This window comes from Pseudonocardia sp. Cha107L01 (assembly GCF_052566575.1).
Genome location: NZ_CP199579.1, coordinates 5,769,244 through 5,787,444, shown reverse-complemented (window position 1 = coordinate 5,787,444; position 18,201 = coordinate 5,769,244). Strand labels below are relative to the sequence as shown.

The 18,201-nt window shown below is 69.7% G+C and carries 16 protein-coding genes; 3 read left to right on the top strand and 13 right to left on the bottom strand.

Annotated features, from left to right (window positions below; genetic code table 11):
* Positions 1 to 5 precede the first annotated feature (5 nt).
* Positions 6 to 635, top strand: a complete 630-nt coding sequence (locus ACTXG6_RS27065; RefSeq protein WP_445182198.1) for a TetR/AcrR family transcriptional regulator — start codon at positions 6 to 8, stop codon at positions 633 to 635.
* Positions 635 to 1,408 (top strand): lysophospholipid acyltransferase family protein, encoded by a 774-nt coding sequence (locus ACTXG6_RS27060; protein WP_445182197.1) that lies wholly within the window; start codon positions 635 to 637, stop codon positions 1,406 to 1,408. The genes ACTXG6_RS27065 and ACTXG6_RS27060 overlap by 1 nt, the downstream gene beginning before the upstream one ends.
* An 18-nt stretch (positions 1,409 to 1,426) precedes the next feature.
* Here ACTXG6_RS27060 and ACTXG6_RS27055 read toward each other — a convergent pair whose 3' ends face one another.
* The gene (locus ACTXG6_RS27055) at positions 1,427 to 2,290 is read right to left on the bottom strand and encodes an alpha/beta fold hydrolase (RefSeq protein WP_445182196.1); all 864 of its coding nucleotides are present in this window, start codon (positions 2,288 to 2,290) and stop codon (positions 1,427 to 1,429) included.
* A gap of 127 nt (positions 2,291 to 2,417) precedes the next feature.
* On the opposite strand from ACTXG6_RS27055, the gene ACTXG6_RS27050 reads away from it, so the two are divergent.
* Positions 2,418 to 2,990, top strand: coding sequence for a TetR/AcrR family transcriptional regulator (locus ACTXG6_RS27050; protein ID WP_445182195.1), 573 nt, complete (start codon positions 2,418 to 2,420; stop codon positions 2,988 to 2,990).
* Between the two features lie 104 nt (positions 2,991 to 3,094).
* Here ACTXG6_RS27050 and ACTXG6_RS27045 read toward each other — a convergent pair whose 3' ends face one another.
* The 12 genes from ACTXG6_RS27045 to ACTXG6_RS26990 form a co-directional block, all read right to left on the bottom strand.
* Positions 3,095 to 3,619: a universal stress protein gene (locus tag ACTXG6_RS27045; protein ID WP_445182194.1), complete on the bottom strand. Its 525-nt coding sequence runs from the start codon at positions 3,617 to 3,619 to the stop codon at positions 3,095 to 3,097.
* A 189-nt stretch (positions 3,620 to 3,808) separates the two neighbouring features.
* Positions 3,809 to 5,284 (bottom strand): efflux RND transporter periplasmic adaptor subunit, encoded by a 1,476-nt coding sequence (locus tag ACTXG6_RS27040; RefSeq protein WP_445182193.1) that lies wholly within the window; start codon positions 5,282 to 5,284, stop codon positions 3,809 to 3,811.
* Between the two features lie 415 nt (positions 5,285 to 5,699).
* The gene (locus tag ACTXG6_RS27035) at positions 5,700 to 6,335 is read right to left on the bottom strand and encodes a TetR/AcrR family transcriptional regulator (RefSeq protein WP_445182192.1); all 636 of its coding nucleotides are present in this window, start codon (positions 6,333 to 6,335) and stop codon (positions 5,700 to 5,702) included.
* Positions 6,336 to 6,756: 421 nt separating this feature from the next.
* Positions 6,757 to 7,017 (bottom strand): hypothetical protein, encoded by a 261-nt coding sequence (locus ACTXG6_RS27030; RefSeq protein ID WP_445182191.1) that lies wholly within the window; start codon positions 7,015 to 7,017, stop codon positions 6,757 to 6,759.
* A gap of 544 nt (positions 7,018 to 7,561) precedes the next feature.
* Positions 7,562 to 9,988, bottom strand: a complete 2,427-nt coding sequence (locus ACTXG6_RS27025; protein ID WP_445182190.1) for an ATP-binding cassette domain-containing protein — start codon at positions 9,986 to 9,988, stop codon at positions 7,562 to 7,564.
* A gap of 2 nt (positions 9,989 to 9,990) precedes the next feature.
* Positions 9,991 to 10,209: a hypothetical protein gene (locus ACTXG6_RS27020; protein WP_445182189.1), complete on the bottom strand. Its 219-nt coding sequence runs from the start codon at positions 10,207 to 10,209 to the stop codon at positions 9,991 to 9,993.
* A gap of 153 nt (positions 10,210 to 10,362) precedes the next feature.
* A complete protein-coding gene (locus ACTXG6_RS27015) occupies positions 10,363 to 11,922 on the bottom strand; it encodes an NCS1 family nucleobase:cation symporter-1 (RefSeq protein WP_445182188.1) in 1,560 nt (519 codons plus the stop codon).
* A gap of 36 nt (positions 11,923 to 11,958) precedes the next feature.
* Positions 11,959 to 12,957 carry a TIGR03842 family LLM class F420-dependent oxidoreductase gene (locus ACTXG6_RS27010; RefSeq protein ID WP_445182187.1) on the bottom strand — a complete coding sequence of 333 codons (999 nt, stop codon included), beginning with the start codon at positions 12,955 to 12,957 and terminating at the stop codon, positions 11,959 to 11,961.
* 12 nt (positions 12,958 to 12,969) lie between these two features.
* Positions 12,970 to 14,472: a CoA-acylating methylmalonate-semialdehyde dehydrogenase gene (locus ACTXG6_RS27005; protein ID WP_445182186.1), complete on the bottom strand. Its 1,503-nt coding sequence runs from the start codon at positions 14,470 to 14,472 to the stop codon at positions 12,970 to 12,972.
* Positions 14,473 to 14,480: 8 nt separating this feature from the next.
* Positions 14,481 to 15,872: a dihydropyrimidinase gene (gene hydA / locus ACTXG6_RS27000; protein WP_445182185.1), complete on the bottom strand. Its 1,392-nt coding sequence runs from the start codon at positions 15,870 to 15,872 to the stop codon at positions 14,481 to 14,483.
* Positions 15,873 to 15,930: 58 nt separating this feature from the next.
* Positions 15,931 to 17,232, bottom strand: coding sequence for an aspartate aminotransferase family protein (locus ACTXG6_RS26995; protein ID WP_445182184.1), 1,302 nt, complete (start codon positions 17,230 to 17,232; stop codon positions 15,931 to 15,933).
* An 11-nt stretch (positions 17,233 to 17,243) separates the two neighbouring features.
* Complete coding sequence (locus ACTXG6_RS26990) at positions 17,244 to 18,086, bottom strand: nitrilase-related carbon-nitrogen hydrolase (RefSeq protein WP_445182183.1); 843 nt, start codon at positions 18,084 to 18,086, stop codon at positions 17,244 to 17,246.
* Between the last annotated feature and the right edge of the window lie 115 nt (positions 18,087 to 18,201).

Below are 18,201 nucleotides of genomic sequence, written 5' to 3'. Positions count from 1 at the left end.
CCCAGATGCCGCGCCCTCCGGAGCTCTCACCTCGGAAGACACCCCGACAGCAGCGGTCCAAGGACATGCTGGAGCGCATCATCGAGGCGGGTACTCGCGTTCTGTCCGAGCACGGCTACGACGGCGCCTCGACGAACCGGATCGCCGCCGAGGCCGGAATCAGCAGCGGGTCGCTCTACCAGTACTTCCCGAACAAGGACGCGATCGTCACGGCGGTGCTCGAGCGGTTCTCCGACCAGCTGGTGGCGCGCATCGACGCCCAGCTCGCCCGCGCGGCCACAATGCCGTGGCGGGACAGCGGCCGCGCGCTGCTCGCGGCGCAGTTCGAGGTCTTCGAGGAGAACATCGGGCCGCTGCGCACCATCATCGAGCGGGTCCCCCAGCTCGGCGGCACCGACAAGCTGGACGCGCTTCGCCGCCGGATCGCCGACCTGGCCCGGCTGTACCTGCGCGCGCACCGCGACCAGTTCCGTGCCGACCTGGACATCGAGGCGGCCGTCTGGATCATGGTCGAGATGCCGAGCCAGCTCGCCATCCGCTACCTGGTCCAACCGCCCGCCATCGCGAGGGACCGGATGATCAACGAACTGGCTGACATGCTCATCGGCTACCTGACCCGACCGGCCCCGGGCTGATGGGACCCGGGCCGACGAGTGCCGGGCCGAGGTGCCCCGACCCGGCGCGGGTGCCGCCGCTGAGCGCCGCGGCCAAGCTCGCCCTGACCTTCCGCTTCCCCCGGCGCGGCCGCGGCTTCTGGTTCGGGCTGGCGATCGAGCTGCTCTGGCCGTTCCTCGCCGTGTTCACCCGGCTCGGCTGGCGCGGCGGCGAGCACCTGCCCGAGGGCGGTTTCCTACTGGCGGTCAACCACCTGTCGTTCGCGGATCCGATCGTGGACACCGCGTTCGTGCTGGCGCACCGGCGGGTGCCCCGGTACCTCGCCAAGTCGGAGCTGTGGCAGACGCCGGTCGTGCGGCGGGTACTGGCCGGCGGCGGGCACATCCCGGTGCACCGCGGCGGCTCAGGAGCGGCGGGGGCCTACCGGGACGCGGTCGAGGCGGTGCGCCGGGGCGAGTGCGTGGTCGTCTACCCGGAGGGGACGTACACCCGCCATCCGGAGGGTTGGCCGATGCGCGGGCTGAACGGGGTGGCGCGGGTGGCCCTGGAGAGTGGCCGACCGGTCATCCCGGTGGCGCAGTGGGGCAACCAACAGCTGCTGCCGCTCGGCTCGGTCTGGCCGCGGGTGCTGCCCCGCCGTTCGGTGCGGGTGCTGGCCGGCGGCCCGGTGGACCTGAGCCGGTTCAGTGGTGCCCCGCTGACCAGGAAGAACCTGACCGCCGCGACCGCGGAGATCATGACGGCGATCACCGAGCTGCTCGGCGAGCTGCGCGGCGAGACGCCGCCGCGCTGAGCGTGCGCCGGCCCGGGCTCAGTGCCGGTGCGGGATGACCTGTTTCGCGGTCTCGGCGAGGAAGTCACGCATCGCGGCCACCAGCTTCGCCGGCTGGTCCTCCGCGACCAGGGTGTAGCTGTCGTCGATGGTGACCAGTCGCCCGTGCGGGTAGGTCGCGGCCAGCTCGGCGCCGTGCTCGGCCGGCATGATGCGGTCCTCCCCCGCCCACACCACCAGCACCGGCCGGTCGAACCGGCGGTTGCGCCCGGCCCACTCCAGCAGCACCTCCCTCGGCGGCACACTCACCGCGTACTTGGCCAGGTCGGCGCGGATCGCCGGCTGGGTGGTGGCCGGGGTGAACCACTCGTCCATCACCTCGGCCGGCACCGGGCGTTTGCTCATCCAGCCCCAGGAGCCGGGCGCACGGCGCAGCGGACGCCAGCGCAGCAGCCCCATCGTCGCGGCCAGGCCGCCGGGTACCCGCGCGGCCAGCGCCAGCACCCGTCCCGGCAGACCCGGCGGGTAGTTGTCGAAGGCCTCGCAGGCGATGAGTACCAACCGGGACACCCGCTCGTCGCGCCCGAGGGCCACCAGAACCTGGGCGCCGCCCCAGTCGTTCTGCACCAGGGTCACCTCGTGCAGGTCCAGCCGCTCCAGAAACTCCTCGACCAGCAGGGCGAGGCCGGCCAGCGAGAGGTCGGCCTCGGGATCCATCGGCCGCCGGTGGCCGCCGAGCGGCAGCGTCGGGGTCACACAGCGGAACTCGGACCCGAACTCGGCGACCACGTGCCGCCAGGCCGAGCCGGTCATCAGCACCCCGTGCAGGAACACCAGCACCGGACCCGGGCCGCCGGTGTCCTGGTACTCGATCGTTCCCGCGGACAGCTCGATCTCGGGCACCGGGCACGCTCCTCGATAGGCCGTGTCTTGTTGCGTCTGAACCGCTCAGCTCTTGATAGATCGTTCTACTATGTGTCAGGGTAGGGCTCCGCGGCGGGTCCGGGCAAGCAAATACGAAGAGGTGCGCATGGCCGACACGAAAACCCGGATCGTGACGAAGAGCGGCGAGCTGTTCCGGCGCAACGGCTACGTCGGGACCGGCCTCAAGCAGATCGCCACCGAGGCCTCGGCGCCGTTCGGTTCGATCTACCACTTCTTCCCCGGCGGCAAGCAGGAACTGGCCGCCGAGGTGATCCGGACGTCGGGGCGGATCTACCAGGACCTGGTCATGAGCCTGCTCGACCAGGCCGCCGACCCCGTCCAGGCGATGGAACACGGCTTCGCCGCCGCGGCCCAGCTGCTGGTGGAGACCGACTTCGCGGACGCCTGCCCGATCGCCACGATCGCCCTCGAGGTCGCCAGCACCAACGAGGCGCTGCGCCAGGTCACCGCCGAGGTGTTCGACGCGTGGACGGCCGCCGGCATCGAGCGGTTCGAGCGCTGGGGCTACCCGGCCGACGCCGCGCGCCGCCTCACCATCGCCTTCATCGCCACCCTGGAGGGCGCGTTCGTGCTCGCCCGGACCCAGCGCAGCACCGAACCGCTGCAGGTGGCCGCCGCCACCATGTCGGCCGCCATCCGCGACGCCCGGCCGTCCTGACCCCGACACCGTCGTCTCACGGCACACATCCCGGTACCGCCGCACACAGGTTGGGCCCTGTGTGCGGCGGTACCGAGATGTGTGCCGTGCGCCTCGCGGGACGGTCAGTGGGCGGCGGGGCGGGTGAGCTCGCGCAGGAGCCGCCGGCGCGCCAGTGGGTGGTGCGCGAGCTCGCGTTCCACCGGTGACGGCGGCACCGTCAGTACGCCGCAGCGGGCTCTACGGCTGCAGTAGGTGGACACCGACGGCTTGACCAGCCGCCCCAGGGTGCCCCTGGTCCCGGCGCCCACCACGAGCAGGTCGCCCTCCCGGTCGGCGGTCCCCACCAGTCGTTCGCCAGGCTCGCCCCGGAGTACGAACAGCCGAGCGTCCAGGTCCGCGGGTATCCCACCGAGTGCGTCGTCCCAGGCCTGGCACAGCCGTCGGGCGGCCTCGTCGCGCCACAGCTGCAGCAGCGGGGCGCACGGCGCGCGCCGGTACGAGAGCTCACCGCCCGCCGGTACCCAGGTCAGCACGGACCAGAGGACGGCGTCGCGCATCCTGGTCTCGGCGACGGCGCGGCGCAGTGCGTGCAGGCTGCCGATCGAGCCGCTCACGCCGACGATGACTCGTTGCTGGTCGTTCTTCACGGTTACCAGCAAAGTCCCGCGCGGCCGGCGGCGCCGGGGTACTGCGCTTTGTTGACGCCCCCGCGCGGCGCCACTACGCGGGCTTGACGCGCGGCGGCCGGTTGGCGACCCACCGAAAAGCGCTGGCCCGCGCCTGTCGAACGTTCTCGACGGGCGCGGGCCAGCGCTGGGTTGTGCGCGGGTGGACGATCAGCCGCCGCCGCGGCCTCCACCGCCGCCGCCACCGCCACCGCCGCCGGCACCGCCACCACCGGGGCTGCCGGAGACGGTCGCCTGGGGCAGCTGGATCTGCTGTCCCTCGGTCAGGCCGGACAGCACCTGGGTGTTGTCGTCGCCGACCAGACCTGGCTGGAACTCCTGCTGGCGGGGTTTGCCGTCCGGTCCTGGGACGTTGACGAAGGACCGGCCGCCCTGCTTGATGACCGCCGAGTTCGGCACCACCAGCACGTTCTCCAGGTCTGCCACCAGGACGCCGGCTTCGGCGGTCTGGCCGGTACGCAGCCGGGGGTCGGTGTCGGTGAGCAGGATCGTGGCGTAGTAGTTCGTCACACCGGAGATGTCCACACCACCGGGGGCGATGGACAGCACCGTTCCGTCGCGGGTCAGGTCCGGCAGTGCGTCGAAGGTGACCTGCACCTTCTGGTTCGGTGCCACCTTCGCCGCGTCCGACTCCTCGAACGGGACGACGACCTGGAAGGTGTTGATGTTGTTCAGCACGATGAACGACCCCCCACCGGGGCGGGTGGCCGAGGGGGCACCGGAGGACCCGGCGGAGGACTGGTCACTGGTGGCCGCCGCACCGACGCCGGGGATGGACGCATCGGTACCAGGTGCGAGGGCACTGGTGCCGCTGCCGGCACCCAGGTACTCGCCCACCGCACCGGTGATCGAGGAGACCGTGCCGGCCACCGGTGCGTAGAGCACCGTGTCGTTCAGGTTCCGCTGCGCGTTGGCCACCAGAGCGGCGCCGTTGGCCACCAGGGCGGCCTGCGCGGCGATGTTGGGGCCGCGGTCGGAGCTGTCCGAGTCCACCGCGTTGCGCGCCGTCACCACGCTCTGCCGGGCGTTCTCCTCGGAGATCCTCGACGAGGTGTCGTCCACCTCGAGGGTCTTCTTCGCCTGGTCGTAGGTGGTCTTCGCCTGGATCACACCGGTAGTACCACCCTTGGCGGTATCCACCGCAGTCTTATCCTGCGCCAGAATAGTGCCGTCGTCCGTGGCGCACGGGCCCATGCTTAGCGGCTTGCCCTCGCTTGCCTTACACGCGTTGTACGCAGCCAGGGCGATCTCGTACTGGCGTTGCGCGAAGTCCAGGGCTACCCGGGCCCGGTCGACCGAGTTCTTGTCCCGCTGATGGATCGCGTCGCTGTTCCTCTTCGTCACCGAGAGGATCTTCTGCGCCTGGTCGAGGGTGCGGTGGTCACCGTGCACCGTCGGCGAGTGCACGAGCCGGTCCAGGATCGCCTGCTGCTGGTTCAGCTGCGCCTGCTGCTGGTTGAGCAACTGCTGGAAGTTGAACGGGTCCTCCCGGGCCAGTACCTGACCCGCACGAACAACGTCGCCGACCTTGACGTCCAGCTCGATCAGCTGAGCCGCCGCGTTGAAGCCGAGGTTCTGCGAGCTCACGGACGCCAACGCACCGGAGGCCGAGACCTTCGTCGACACCTGCCCGCGCTCCACGCGCGACGTGGGCGGCGCCGGGGCTGTACTGCCACAGGCCGCCGTCGCCGCTGTTATCGCCAGGGCCAGCGACACCGCCGCGGCTACGCGCACCCCCCGGGTACTGCCACGGCTCGTCGTGTGAGCCATCAACTCCCCCTTGCTTTCCTGCTTGCGTGGTTTCCGGTGTTCGGGGCACCGGTGAGTCTGGGTCGGCCAGCGCTCGGCACAGCAATGGCCGTCTACTCGCGCGCCTTCGGGGAGCACACGATGAACCGCACGAGTCCGGCCGTAAAGGGAAACGTCCGTTTTCGATTGTCGGTGATCGTACTATCACGCTCTGTACGAGGCAAACGGCACCACCAGCACCGACTGGAGATCACCGCATCAAGCGAACCGCAGGTACACGCCTTGCGGAGGCTTAACGAGCAACCGGCTCGTCAGTTACTGCCTGTGACATAAGCGCGCTGGCAAGGCCCGGGATTCCCCGAGCCAGAACCTCGAGAGGGATGTCTTCGACCAGATGGTGACTCACGATGAGCCCGGGCATCAGAGCGAACAGCACCGTCGCCGTCGCCCTCGGGTCCGCGTCCTCGGGTAGCTGCCCCTCCGCCTGCCAGCGGGTGGCCAACTCCACCAGCCGCTCGCGCGCCTGGAGGTACAGCTCGCGGGTCCGCGTCCGCAGGGTGGGCCGGCGCATCGCCTCGGCCCAGGACTGGATGGCGATCCGGGACAGGTCGTAGTCCGAGTTCTCGGTCCGGACCCGCAGCTCGCTGATCAGCAGCGCCAGGATGGTGGCGGGGGCCGGGACGGGATGCGTGGCCACCGCCTCGGCGAACATGTCGCGCACGAGGGCAAGGCCCTCCTCCGCGGTGGCGTCGATCAGCTCGTCCTTGCCGCTGAAGTACCGGTAGACCGCGCTCGAGGACATTCCGGTGGCGGCGATCACCTCGTCCATCGAGGTTGCCTGGAACCCATTGCGAGAGAAGCAGCCCCACGCGCTGGTCAGGATATGACGGCGGCGGGTGGCACGAGTCTGCTCGCTGAGCCGGGGCATCCCCCCACCATAAGCTGAGAGTCCGCTGTGTGCGCGAGGTCGTGGGGTTGACGTGTCCCGCCGCTGGCCTGGCAGCGGACCGGCCCGAGGTGACCAACTATGTGGCGGGCCTGGTGATTCAGGGCCGCCGCGTGGCCGTTTACCGCGACTTGTCCCAATCCGGCTGGCCCGCTGAATTCCGCGCCGACCCACTCCGGACCGGTATTTATTCGAGTGCCCCGGAACTCCGGGTCCAGAGTGGTCCGGAGTGGTCCGGAGTGGTCCGGAGTGGGTCGCTAAATAGCGACGAAATCAATTCCGCCGTTCCGGGCGCGCAATTAACCGGATACGGCACGGAATGCCGGTAGGGCACCCGCTGAGCGCATACGTCGGTTCCCGTCGACTGACCGGGATCAGTCGACGGGAACCGGCGGGGACGAGCTCAGCCGATCCGGCGGCCGTTGAAGCTCCCGCCCTGGCAATGCTGAGGTCCGCGGGTGTTGTGCGGATCGTCGAAGACGATCCGGCCGTGATTGCGGGTGCAGTCGTTACCGTGCACATTGGCCGGCGCCGGCTTCGGACCCGGGTGCGGCCCGGGCGGCGGGCCGGGGCTGGCCCAGGCGGCCGGAATGGTGATGCCGGCAACGAACAGGGCCGCCGCCAGCGGCACACCCGCCCGGACGACTGCTCGGGATACAGACATGGAACGGTTCCCTTCGGGATTCGAGGAATCGAGCCGCCGGCTCCTTCGCTCGACACTCGTGATGTCGGGCGCGGGAGAGATCCACGGGATAACAACGGCGTAAGCCCAGGAGGTGCCGACAGAGCATCGACAAGAATGTTCAGAAACCGTCGGGTCCCGCACGGCTCTGTTCATTGGAGGGTTCATGGGAGATTCGATAACAATAGACAAACCGGTCACATGGGTAGGGCATTGCCTCCTCAAGTGAAAACGGCCGTTTTGTCTTCGGTGAAGCTACACGTACCGAAGTAGCTGTGCAATCGCCCCTACCGAGTGAGCAGGGCCATCACCGGGTTCAGTGAACAACACCACTCCCGAGTATCCGGGATTCCTCAAAAGCGTTGTTCATGGCCGCCAGGGCCGCCCCACATGGTATAGCGCCCTCGTTTGTGCGGTGCCTGAGTATTCCTTGAGTATTCGTTGAGTGCAAACTGTGGACGCGCTATGAATCGCCGCGGTCGAGTGGTAGACAGAACTCGGCACCGCGACCCGCGAGGGCCTCGCCTCAGGTGCCGACGTAGGCCGCGAGGTGCTCGCCGGTGAGGGTGGAGCGGGCGGCGACGAGGTCGGCGGGGGTGCCCTCGAAGACGATCCGGCCGCCGTCGTGGCCGGCGCCGGGGCCGAGGTCGATGATCCAGTCCGCGTGCGCCATGACCGCCTGGTGGTGCTCGATGACGATGACCGACAGCTGGTCGTCGACGAGCCGGTCGAGCAGGGCGAGCAGCTGCTCGACGTCGGCGAGGTGCAGGCCGCTGGTCGGCTCGTCGAGGACATAGACCCGGGAGTCGGCTCGCCCCTTCTCGGCCATTCGGGTGGCCAGCTTGAGCCGCTGCCGTTCGCCGCCGGACAGCGTGGTGAGCGGCTGGCCGATGGTGAGGTAGCCCAGCCCGACGTCGGCGAGCCGGTCGAGGATGGCGTGCGCGGCGGGTGTGCGCGCCTCCCCCGCGCCGAAGAACGCCAGCGCCTCGTCCACCGACATCGCGAGCACCTCGCTGATGTCCTTGCTGTTGTCCGGGCCGCCGAGGTGGTAGTCCAGCACCGACGCCTCGAACCGCTTGCCCTCGCACACCTCGCAGGTGGTGGCGACGCCGGCCATCATCGCCAGGTCGGTGTAGATCACGCCGGCGCCGTTGCAGTGTGGGCAGGCACCCTCGGAGTTGGCACTGAACAGCGCCGGCTTCACGCCGTTGGCCTTGGAGAATGCCTTGCGGATCGGGTCGAGCAGTCCGGTGTACGTGGCCGGGTTGCTCCGGCGCGAGCCGCGGATGGCGCCCTGGTCGATCGCCACCACCCCGTCCCGGCCGGCCACCGAGCCGTGGATCAGCGAGCTCTTGCCCGACCCGGCCACGCCGGTCACTACGACAAGCACGCCGAGCGGGATGTCGACATCGACTCCCCGCAGGTTGTGCGTGGTGGCGCCGCGCACCTCCAGGGCCCCCGACGGCGTCCGTACTGACGGCTTCAGGCGGGCGCGGTCGTCGAGGTGCCGCCCGGTGAGCGTGCCGCTGGCCCGCAGTCCCTCGACGGTGCCCTCGAACACCACCTCACCGCCGCCCACACCGGCGCCCGGGCCGAGGTCGACGACGTGGTCGGCGATCGCGATCGCCTCCGGCTTGTGCTCCACGACGAGCACCGTGTTGCCCTTGTCGCGCAACTGCAGCAGCAGCTCGTTCATCCGCGCGATGTCATGCGGGTGCAGCCCGATGGTGGGCTCGTCGAAGACGTAGGTGACGTCGGTGAGCGCGGAGCCGAGGTGGCGGATCATCTTGGTGCGCTGCGCCTCGCCGCCGGACAGCGTGCCCGACGGCCGGTCCAGCGAGAGGTAGCCCAGCCCGATCTCGACGAACGAGTCGAGGGTGTGCCGCAACGTCGTGAGCAGTGGCGCCACCGACGGTTCGTCGACGCCGCGGCTCCAGTCGGCGAGGTCGCTGATCTGCAGCGCGCACGCGTCGGCGATGCTGATCCCGTTGATCTTCGAAGAGCGGGCCGCCTCGGACAGGCGGGTGCCGCCGCAATCGGGGCAGGTGGTGAAGGTGACCGCCCGCTCCACGAAAGCGCGGATGTGCGGCTGCAGCGAGTCGACGTCCTTGGCCAGGTACGACTTCTGGACCTGCGGGATCAACCCGGCGTACGTCAGGTTGACCCCCTCGACCTTGATCTTCGTCGGCTCCCGGTGGAGCAGGTCCCGCAGTTCCTTCTTGGTGAACTTCGCGATCGGTTTGTCCGGGTCGAAGTACCCGCAGCCGCGGTAGATGCGGCCGTACCAGCCCTCCATGCTGTAGCCGGGGATCGTGATCGCGCCCTCGTTGAGCGACCTGCTGTCGTCGTAGAGCGCGGACAGGTCGATGTCGTTGACCGCTCCCCGGCCCTCGCAGCGCGGACACATGCCGCCGGTGATGCTGAAGCTGCGCCGCTCCTTCACGGTCCTCCCGCCGCGCTCCAGGGTGACCGCGCCCGCTCCACTGATCGAGGCGACGTTGAAGGAGAACGCCTGGGGCGAACCGATGTGCGGCCGCCCGACCCGGCTGAACAGGATGCGCAGCATCGCGTTGGCGTCGGTCGCGGTGCCGACTGTGGAACGGGGGTCGGTACCCATCCGCTGCTGGTCGACGATGATCGCGGTGGTCAGGCCGTCGAGGACGTCGACCTCGGGCCGCGCCAGCGTCGGCATGAAACCCTGCACGAAGGCGCTGTAGGTCTCGTTGATCATCCGCTGCGACTCCGCGGCGATCGTGTGGAACACCAGCGAGCTCTTGCCCGAGCCGGAGACGCCGGTGAACACCGTCAGCCGGCGCTTCGGAAGCTCGACGCTGATGTCCTTGAGGTTGTTCACGCGCGCGCCGTGCACCCGGATCAGACCGTGGCTGTCGGCGACGTGCGGCGCGGGCGGTGAGCCCGGCCGAGCGTCCGTACCCGCCGTACCCCTGGCCATGCTCACAGCCCGCCGGCCTCGGCGCGGACCACCCGCACCGTGCGGGACGCGATCACGTCGACCACGAGGACGTCGGTGCCCTTGGGTAGCGGTTCGTCCGACCAGGCCAGCAGCGACTCCGAGCCGCCGCGCAGCGAGATGAGCACCTCGCCGGCGCCCTGACCGCCCCGGGTGGCCACAGTCAGCACACCGACGGTGCCGACCGCCGACAGGTCCCGCATGGCACCTCCCCGTGGGCTGACACTCTCGATCGTGTCACCGTTCCCCGCGCACCGCACGCAGGCTCTCACGTCCCGCCGGCGCCCGGCGGGACGTGCGGCCGTGGCGCGTCCCGCCGCCCGCGTCCCACCGGGCCGGGGCCTACCGGGCCGGGCCTACCGGCGGCCGGCGACCCCGACGACCGGGCTGTCGGTCGAGGCCGACCGCTGGCTGCCCGGCAGGGTCAACGCGACGTAGACCACCAACCCGACGAGAAGGCCGGCGACCCAGCTGTAGTCGTAGAACGGCTTGAGCACCGGGATCAGGCCGTCGGCCGGGAACGGGCCGCTGCCCGGCGCGGAGTAGGCGCCACCCACGCCGACCAGCGCACCGAGCACGGTCGCGAGCACCGCCCGCCAGTTCCAGCCGCCGCTGTACCAGTACCGCCCCTCCGGCCGGTACAGGTCACCGAGGTTGAGCCGGGTGCGCCCGACCACCCAGTACCCGCCGATCAGCACCCCGGCCACCGCGGCCAGCACACCGCCGTAGAAGCCGAGCCAGGTGAAGATGTACGTGCGCGGGTCGGACACCAGCCGCCAGGGCTGGATCAGGATGCCGATGACGCCGGTGAGCAGGCCCGCGGTGCGGAAGTTCAGCCACCGGGGCAGCGCGTTGGAGAAGTCGTAGGACGGGCTCACCACGTTCGCCGCCACGTTGCACGACATGGTGGCCAGCACCGCCATGAGCAGCCCGATGATGACCGCGACCGGGCTGGTGAACTTGCTGGCGACCTCGACCGGGTCCCAGATCGGTTGACCGTAGAGCACGATCGTCCCCGAGGTGACGACGATGGAGATCATCGAGATGAACGCCATCGTGGTCGGCAGGCCGTAGAGCTGGCCGAGCAGCTGCTTGCGCTGGCTGCCGCCGAAACGGGTGAAGTCGGGCATGTTCAGCGACAGCGTTGCCCAGAACGCGATCATGCCCATTAGCGACGGCGCGAACACGGTCCAGAACTCGGGGCCCCAGCCCAGCTTGGACGGCTGGGTGAAGATCGGACCGAGGCCGCCGACCTTGAACACGATCCACAGCATCAGGCCGAGGAAGGCCACCGTGACCAGCGGCGCGGCCCAGTTCTCGAACCGCCGCAGTCCCTCGATGCCGCGCCAGATCAGCGCCATCTGGATCAGCCAGAACACCCCGAAGGACAGCCACATCGTCCACGGGTGGCCGCCGAACGCGGTGGCGCGGGTCCAGCCGTCACCGGCCAGCTGGCCGACGATGACAAAGATCGCCTGGCCGCCGACCCAGGTCTGGATGCCGAACCAGCCGCAGGCGATGAACGCGCGCAGCAGCGCCGGCAGGTTCGCCCCGCGCAGTCCGTAGAACGCCCGGGCGAACACCGGGAACGGGATCCCGTACTTGGTGCCGGCGTGGCTGTTGAGCAGCATCGGGACCAGCACGATGAGGTTCGCCAGCGTGATGGTCACGAACGCCTGCAACCAGTCCATGCCCAGCGCGACCAGCCCGGAGGCCAGCAGGTAGCTGGGGATGTTGTGCGCCATCCCCATCCACAGTGCGGCGTAGTTGTACGTCGTCCACTTCCGCTCGCTCAGCTTGGTGGGCAGCAGCTCCTCGTTGGCGTAGGGGCTACCCACCAGGCCGGAGCGATCGGTCAGGTCGACCCGACCGTCCGCGTCGGTGACCTGGGACTCTGAACCGGTTGTTAGTGCCATCGGTGCCTCACTCGGGCCTCTCGGGTCAACGCGGGATCAACTCAGAGCAGGGATGATGTGCTCGCCGTAGGCGTCGATGGTGGCGTCCTTGGCGTCGTGCATGTCGTAGACCGCGAACTGGTCGACGCCGATGTCGCGGAGCAGCTGGAGCTTCTCGATGTGCGCCTCCACCGGCCCGACCAGGCAGAACCGGTCGACGATCGCGTCGGGCACGAAGTCGGTGCTCGGGTTGCCGGCCCGCCCGTGGTGGCTGTAGTCGTAGCCGGCACGGCCCTTGATGTACTCGGTCAGCTCCTGCGGCACCAGGTCGGAGCTCTCGCCGTAGCGGGTGACCAGGTCAGCCACGTGGTTGCCGACCATGCCGCCGAACCACCGGCACTGGTCCCTGCCGTGCGCGAGGTCGTCGGAGACGTAGGCCGGCGCCGCCACGCAGATGGTCACGTCGTCCGGGTTGCGCCCGGCGGCGGCGGCCGCGTCCCGCACGTGCTTGACCATCCACTCGGTCAGGTACGGGTCGGCGAGCTGCAGGATGAACCCGTCGGCCTGCGCACCGGCCATCGCCAGTGCCTTCGGCCCGTAGGCGCCCATCCAGACCGGGAGCTGCCCGTCGGTGACCCAGGGCAGCCGGACCGGGGTGCCGGCCAGGTCGACCTCGCGGCCCTCGGCCAGCTCCTTGATCGCGTGCATCGCGGCGCCGAGCTCGGTCAGCGTGGTCGGCTTGCCGCCGGTGACCCGCACCGCCGAGTCGCCGCGCCCGATGCCGCACACGGTCCGGTTGCCGAACATCTCGTTCAGGGTGGCGAACCCGGACGCGGTCACCGTCCAGTCCCGCGTCCTCGGGTTGGTGACCATGGAGCCGACGATCAGGTCCGTGGTGTGCTCGAGGATCTGTGAGTAGATGACGAACGGCTCCTGCCAGAGCACACAGGAGTCGAACGTCCAGCCGTAGCGGAAGCCGGCCTGCTCGGCCCGGGCCATCCGCGTGACGACCTCCTTGGCGGGCGGGTCGGTCTGCAACACGATGCCGAAGTCCATCCGGGCTCTCCTTCAGGCGATGGTGGCGGCGTCGGACGGGAAAGCCAGGTCGAGCCCTCGGCCGCGGGGCGCGACCCAACGGCTGGTGACGACCTTGCCCCGGGTGTAGAAGTGGACGCTATCGCTGCCGTAGATGTGGTGGTCACCGAATAACGAGCCCTTCCACCCCCCGAAGGAGTGGTAGGCCACCGGCACCGGGATCGGCACGTTGACCCCGACCATGCCGGCCTGGACCTCCATCTCGAACCGCCGGGCGGCCGCGCCGTCGGAGGTGAAGACGGCGGCGCCGTTGCCCCACGGGCTGGAGTTCACCAGCTGCATCGCCTCGGCGAACGTGTCGGTGCGCACCACGGACAGCACCGGGCCGAAGATCTCGTCGCGGTAGGCGTCCATCTCCGGGGTCACGTCGTCGAGCAGGCTGGCGCCCAGGAAGTGCGCGCCGGCCGGGCCGATCGGCTCGGCGGTGCCGTCCAGCACGACGGTGGCACCCTGCTCGCGTGCGGTCGGCAGGTAGGAGGCGACCTTGTCGCGGTGTGCGGCGGTGATCAGTGGCCCCATGTCGGAGGTGTCCTGGTCACCCGGTCCGATCCGCAGGCCCCGGGTGCGCTCGGCGATCTTGGCTACCAGCTCGTCCCCGATGCCGCCCACCGCGACCACCACGGAGACGGCCATGCAGCGCTCCCCGGCCGACCCGTAACCGGCCGAGACGGCGCTGTCCGCCGCCACGTCGAGGTCCGCGTCCGGCAGCACCACCATGTGGTTCTTCGCACCGCCGAGGGCCTGTACCCGTTTGCCGGCGTTCGTGCCGGACCGGTACACCTCCTGGGCGACCGGGGTGGAGCCGACGAAGCTGACCGCGGCCACGTCCGGGTGCTCGAGCAGCCGGCGCACGGCGATCACGTCGCCGTTGACCACGTTCAGCACGCCCGGCGGCAGGCCTGCCTCGGCCATCAGGTCGGCCACCCGCAGCGCGGCCGACGGGTCCTTCTCACTGGGCTTGAGGATGAAGCTGTTGCCGCAGGCGATGGCCATCGGGAACATCCACAGCGGCACCATCGCCGGGAAGTTGAACGGCGTGATGCCGGCGACGACCCCGAGCGGCTGGCGGATCTCCCGCACGTCCACGCCGGTGGACACCTCGTAGGACCCGGAGCTCTTCAGCAGCTGCGGGATCGAGCAGGCGAACTCGACGACCTCGATACCCCGGGCCACCTCGCCGAGCGCGTCGGCGTGCACCTTGCCGTGCTCGGCGGTGATCAGGCTGGCGATCTCGTCGCGGCGGCGGTCCAGCAGCTCGCGGTAGCGGAACAGCACCCGGGTGCGGGTGGACAGCGACGACCGCGTCCAGTCCGCGGCCGCCTCGCTCGCGGCGGCCACCGCCAGGTCCACGTCCGCCACGCTGGCCAGCGCGACCTCCGCGGTGACCTCGGCGGTCGCCGGGTCGGTGACCGGCGCGGTCCGCCCCGAGTCGCCGTCGACGTACTTGCCGCCGATCCAGTGTCCTACCGTCTTCACGGATCCCCTCACAGGTAGTCGCAGGTCGAACGGGTCAGGTAGCTGCCGCGACCGGGCCGGCCGAAGTACTCGCCGCCGTCCACGATCACCTCGCCGCGCGACAGCACGGTCTGGGCCTTGCCGGTGACGCGTTTGCCCTCGTACGCGGAGTAGTCGACGTTCATGTGGTGGGTCTCGGCGGACAGGACCTGCTCGGCGGCCGGGTCGTAGATCACGATGTCGGCGTCCGAACCCGGCGCGATGGCGCCCTTGCGCGGGTGCAGCCCGAACATCCGGGCCGGCGCGGTGCTGGTCAGCTCCACCCAGCGGCGGCGGCTGATGTGCCCGTCCACCACGGCCTGGTGCAGCAGGTCGACCCGGTTCTCCACGCCCGGCATGCCGTTCGGGATCTTGGAGAAGTCGCCGCGGCCCATCTCCTTCTGCCCCTTGAAGCAGAACGGGCAGTGGTCGGTGGAGACCACGGACAGGTCGTCGGTGCGCAGCCCGCGCCACAGCGCCGCCTGGTTCTCCACCGGGCGCAGCGGCGTCGAGCACACGTACTTGGCGCCCTCGAAGTCCGGTTTCGCCAGGTCATCGGTGGACAGGAACAGGTACTGCGGGCAGGTCTCGGCGAACACCGGGAACCCGGCGTCGCGGGCGCCGGCGATCTCCGCGACCGCTTCCTCCGCCGACACGTGCACCACGTACAGCGGCGAGCCGGCGACCTTGGCCAGCTGGATCGCGCGGTGCGTGGCCTCGGCCTCGAGCAGCGCGTGCCGCACGTCGCCGTGGTAGCGCGGGTCGCTCTGCCCCCGGGCGAGCGCCTGCTGCACCAGCAGGTCGATCGCGATGCCGTTCTCCGCGTGCATCATCGTCAGTGCGCCGTTGGCCGCGCCCTGTTGCATCGCACGCAGGATCTTGCCGTCGTCGGAGTAGAACACCCCCGGGTAGGCCATGAACATCTTGAAGCTGGTGACACCCTCGCCGACCAGCACGTCCATCTCCTTCATGGACTGCTCGTCCACGTCCGAGACGATCATGTGGAAGCCGTAGTCGATCGCGCAGTTGCCCTCGGCCTTCGCGTGCCAGGCGTCCAGCCCCTCGCGCAGGCTCTTACCGACGCTCTGGATCGCGAAGTCGATGATCGTCGTGGTGCCGCCCCAGGCCGCGGCCGCGGTACCGGTCTCGAAGGTGTCGCTGGCGTAGGTGCCGCCGAACGGCATCTCCATGTGTGTGTGCGCGTCGACGCCGCCGGGGATCACGTACTTGCCGGCGGCGTCGATGACCCGGTCGGCGCTGTCGGCCAGCCCCGACCCCGGCGCGAGCAGGGCCACCACCCGCTCGCCGTCGACCAGCACGTCCGCGGTGATCTCGTCGGTCGCCGAGATGACCAGCCCACCGGTGATCAGCGTCGTACTCATCGCTCGCCTCCGTACTTGGCCTGTGAGTGGTATTGGTCGCCCTGGCGACCAATACCACTCACGAGGGTTGACCTGCGCGTTTGAGTGCGGCGACGACGATCGCGCCGCCCTCGGTGGCCTCATCGGTGGTGAGAGTGAGCGGCGGGGCGATGCGCAGCACGTTGCCGTGCAGGCCGCCCTTGCCGATCAGCACGCCGTCGGCCCGGGTGTACTCGAGCACGTCGGTGGCGGCCTTCGGGTTGGGCCGGCCGGCGGCGTCCACCAGCTCGATGCCGATCATCAGGCCGCGACCGCGGATCTCGGCAACCCCGGGCAGCCCGGCCGCCTCGTCCAGCTTCGTCCGCAGCACCGCGCCGACCCGCTTGGCGTTGCCCTGCAGGTCGTGGTCCAGTGCGTAGCGGAGGTTGGCCAGCGCGCCGGCGGCGGTGACGGGGCTGCCGCCGAAGGTGGAGATGGAGTTCGCAGGGACGCTGTCCATGATCTCGGCGCGGGCCACCACGCCGCCGATGGACAGCCCGTTGCCGAGGCCCTTGGCGAAGGTGATCATGTCCGGCGCGGCGCCGTCCTGCGCGTGCGCCTGCCAGCCCCAGTAGTGGTCGCCGGTGCGGCCCCAACCGGTCTGCACCTCGTCGGAGATCCACAGGATGCCGTGCCGGTCGAGCACCTTCTTGAACTCGCCGAGCAGCCCGTCCGGCGGCATCGCGAAGCCACCGACGCCCTGGATCGGCTCCGCGATCAGGCACGCCACGTTGTCCTTGACCTGGCCGAGCACGTCCTCCAGGTCGGCCACGCAGGCGGCGATGAGCTCCTTGTCGGTCAACCCGGCCAGCGGGCCGCCGATGCGACTGCTGCCGTGCACGTAGTAGGTCTGCACCGGTGAGAGGCTCGTCGGTGACCAGCCCGAGTTGCCGGTGATGCCGATCGAGGAGAACGACCGGCCGTGGTAGCTGTTGCGCAGCGCCAGCACCTGGTTGGACGAGCGGTAGCCGGTGGCCAGCAGCAGCGCGGTGTCGGTGGCCTCGGTGCCGCTGGCGGTGAAGAACACCTTCGGCTCGGCGATCCCGGACAGCTCGGCCACCTGCTCGGCGAGCTCGACCATCGGCCGGTTCAGGTACAGCGTCGAGCTGTGCAGGATCTTGGCAGCCTGTTCGGAGACGGCGGCGGTGACCTCGGGCAGCGCGTGCGCGGTCATCGTGGTGAGGATGCCGCCGAAGAAGTCCAGGTACCGGTTGCCCTCGGCGTCGACCACGTGCCGGCCCTCGCCGTGGTCGAGGTCGATCGGCTCGGCGTAGTAGGTCGAGAGCCAGCTGGGCAGTACCGCCTGGCGGCGTTTGAGCAGGTCAGCGTGGATTCCAGTCATGCGTTCCGTCCTCAGGGCCTGGTCAGGATGTCGTATGCGTCGGGGCGGCGATCCCGGTAGAACTGCCATTGCTGGCGGACCTCGTCGATCTGATCCAGGTTCAGGTCTCGTACCACGAGCTCCTCGGCGTCGCCGCTGGCCGGCTCGCCGACGAACTGGCCGCGCGGGTCGACGAAGTAGCTGGTGCCGTAGAAGTCGTTGTCGCCGTACTCCTCCACGCCGACCCGGTTGATCGCGGCGACGAAGTACTGGTTGGCCACCGCCGCGGCGGGCTGTTCCAGCTTCCACAGGTACGACGACAGCCCCCGGCTGGTGGCCGACGGGTTGTACACGATCTGCGCGCCGGCCAGGCCCAGTGCCCGCCAGCCCTCCGGGAAGTGCCGGTCGTAGCAGATGTAGACGCCGACCTTGCCCACGGCGGTGTCGAACACCGGCCAGCCCAGGTTGCCGGGCCGGAAGTAGTACTTCTCCCAGAACCCGGGCAGCTGCGGGATGTGGTGCTTGCGGTACTTGCCCAGGTAGCTGCCGTCGGCGTCGATCACCGCGGCGGTGTTGTAGTAGAACCCGGAGCTCTCGAGCTCGTAGATCGGCACCACCAGCACCATGCCGAGCTCCTTGGCCAGCGAGCACATCCGCTGCACCGTGGGCCCCTCCGGGACCGGCTCGGCCCACTGGTAGTGCTTCTCCTCCTGCACCTGGCAGAAGTACGGTGCGTTGAAGACCTCCTGGAAGCCCATGATCTTGGCGCCCTGCTGGGCGGCCTCACGGGCGTACTTCTCGTGGAGATCGGTCATCGAGGCGGAATCGCCGGTCCACTTGGTCTGGACCAGAGCGGCGCGGACGAGGTTCGGCATGCCAACTCCCGATCGAGGTGTGCGACTGAAGGTTCGGACAGTATTGTTCTCCTACTACTGGGGCAATACGCCTTTTGTTACAGATCAATTCGATCCCGGCACTGTCGCCGAAAGG

Excerpts from the sequence above, each read along its gene's own strand:
- ACTXG6_RS27050 (WP_445182195.1), top strand. The coding sequence starts at position 2,418 with ATGGCCGACACGAAAACCCGGATCGTGACGAAGAGCGGCGAGCTGTTC.
- ACTXG6_RS27035 (WP_445182192.1), bottom strand. The coding sequence starts at position 6,335 with ATGCCCCGGCTCAGCGAGCAGACTCGTGCCACCCGCCGCCGTCATATC.
- ACTXG6_RS27015 (WP_445182188.1), bottom strand. The coding sequence starts at position 11,922 with ATGGCACTAACAACCGGTTCAGAGTCCCAGGTCACCGACGCGGACGGT.
- hydA (WP_445182185.1), bottom strand. The coding sequence starts at position 15,872 with ATGAGTACGACGCTGATCACCGGTGGGCTGGTCATCTCGGCGACCGAC.
- ACTXG6_RS27060 (WP_445182197.1), top strand. The coding sequence starts at position 635 with ATGGGACCCGGGCCGACGAGTGCCGGGCCGAGGTGCCCCGACCCGGCG.
- ACTXG6_RS27020 (WP_445182189.1), bottom strand. The coding sequence starts at position 10,209 with ATGCGGGACCTGTCGGCGGTCGGCACCGTCGGTGTGCTGACTGTGGCC.
- ACTXG6_RS27010 (WP_445182187.1), bottom strand. The coding sequence starts at position 12,957 with ATGGACTTCGGCATCGTGTTGCAGACCGACCCGCCCGCCAAGGAGGTC.
- ACTXG6_RS27065 (WP_445182198.1), top strand. The coding sequence starts at position 6 with ATGCCGCGCCCTCCGGAGCTCTCACCTCGGAAGACACCCCGACAGCAG.
- ACTXG6_RS26990 (WP_445182183.1), bottom strand. The coding sequence starts at position 18,086 with ATGCCGAACCTCGTCCGCGCCGCTCTGGTCCAGACCAAGTGGACCGGC.
- ACTXG6_RS27030 (WP_445182191.1), bottom strand. The coding sequence starts at position 7,017 with ATGTCTGTATCCCGAGCAGTCGTCCGGGCGGGTGTGCCGCTGGCGGCG.
- ACTXG6_RS27025 (WP_445182190.1), bottom strand. The coding sequence starts at position 9,988 with ATGGCCAGGGGTACGGCGGGTACGGACGCTCGGCCGGGCTCACCGCCC.
- ACTXG6_RS26995 (WP_445182184.1), bottom strand. The coding sequence starts at position 17,232 with ATGACTGGAATCCACGCTGACCTGCTCAAACGCCGCCAGGCGGTACTG.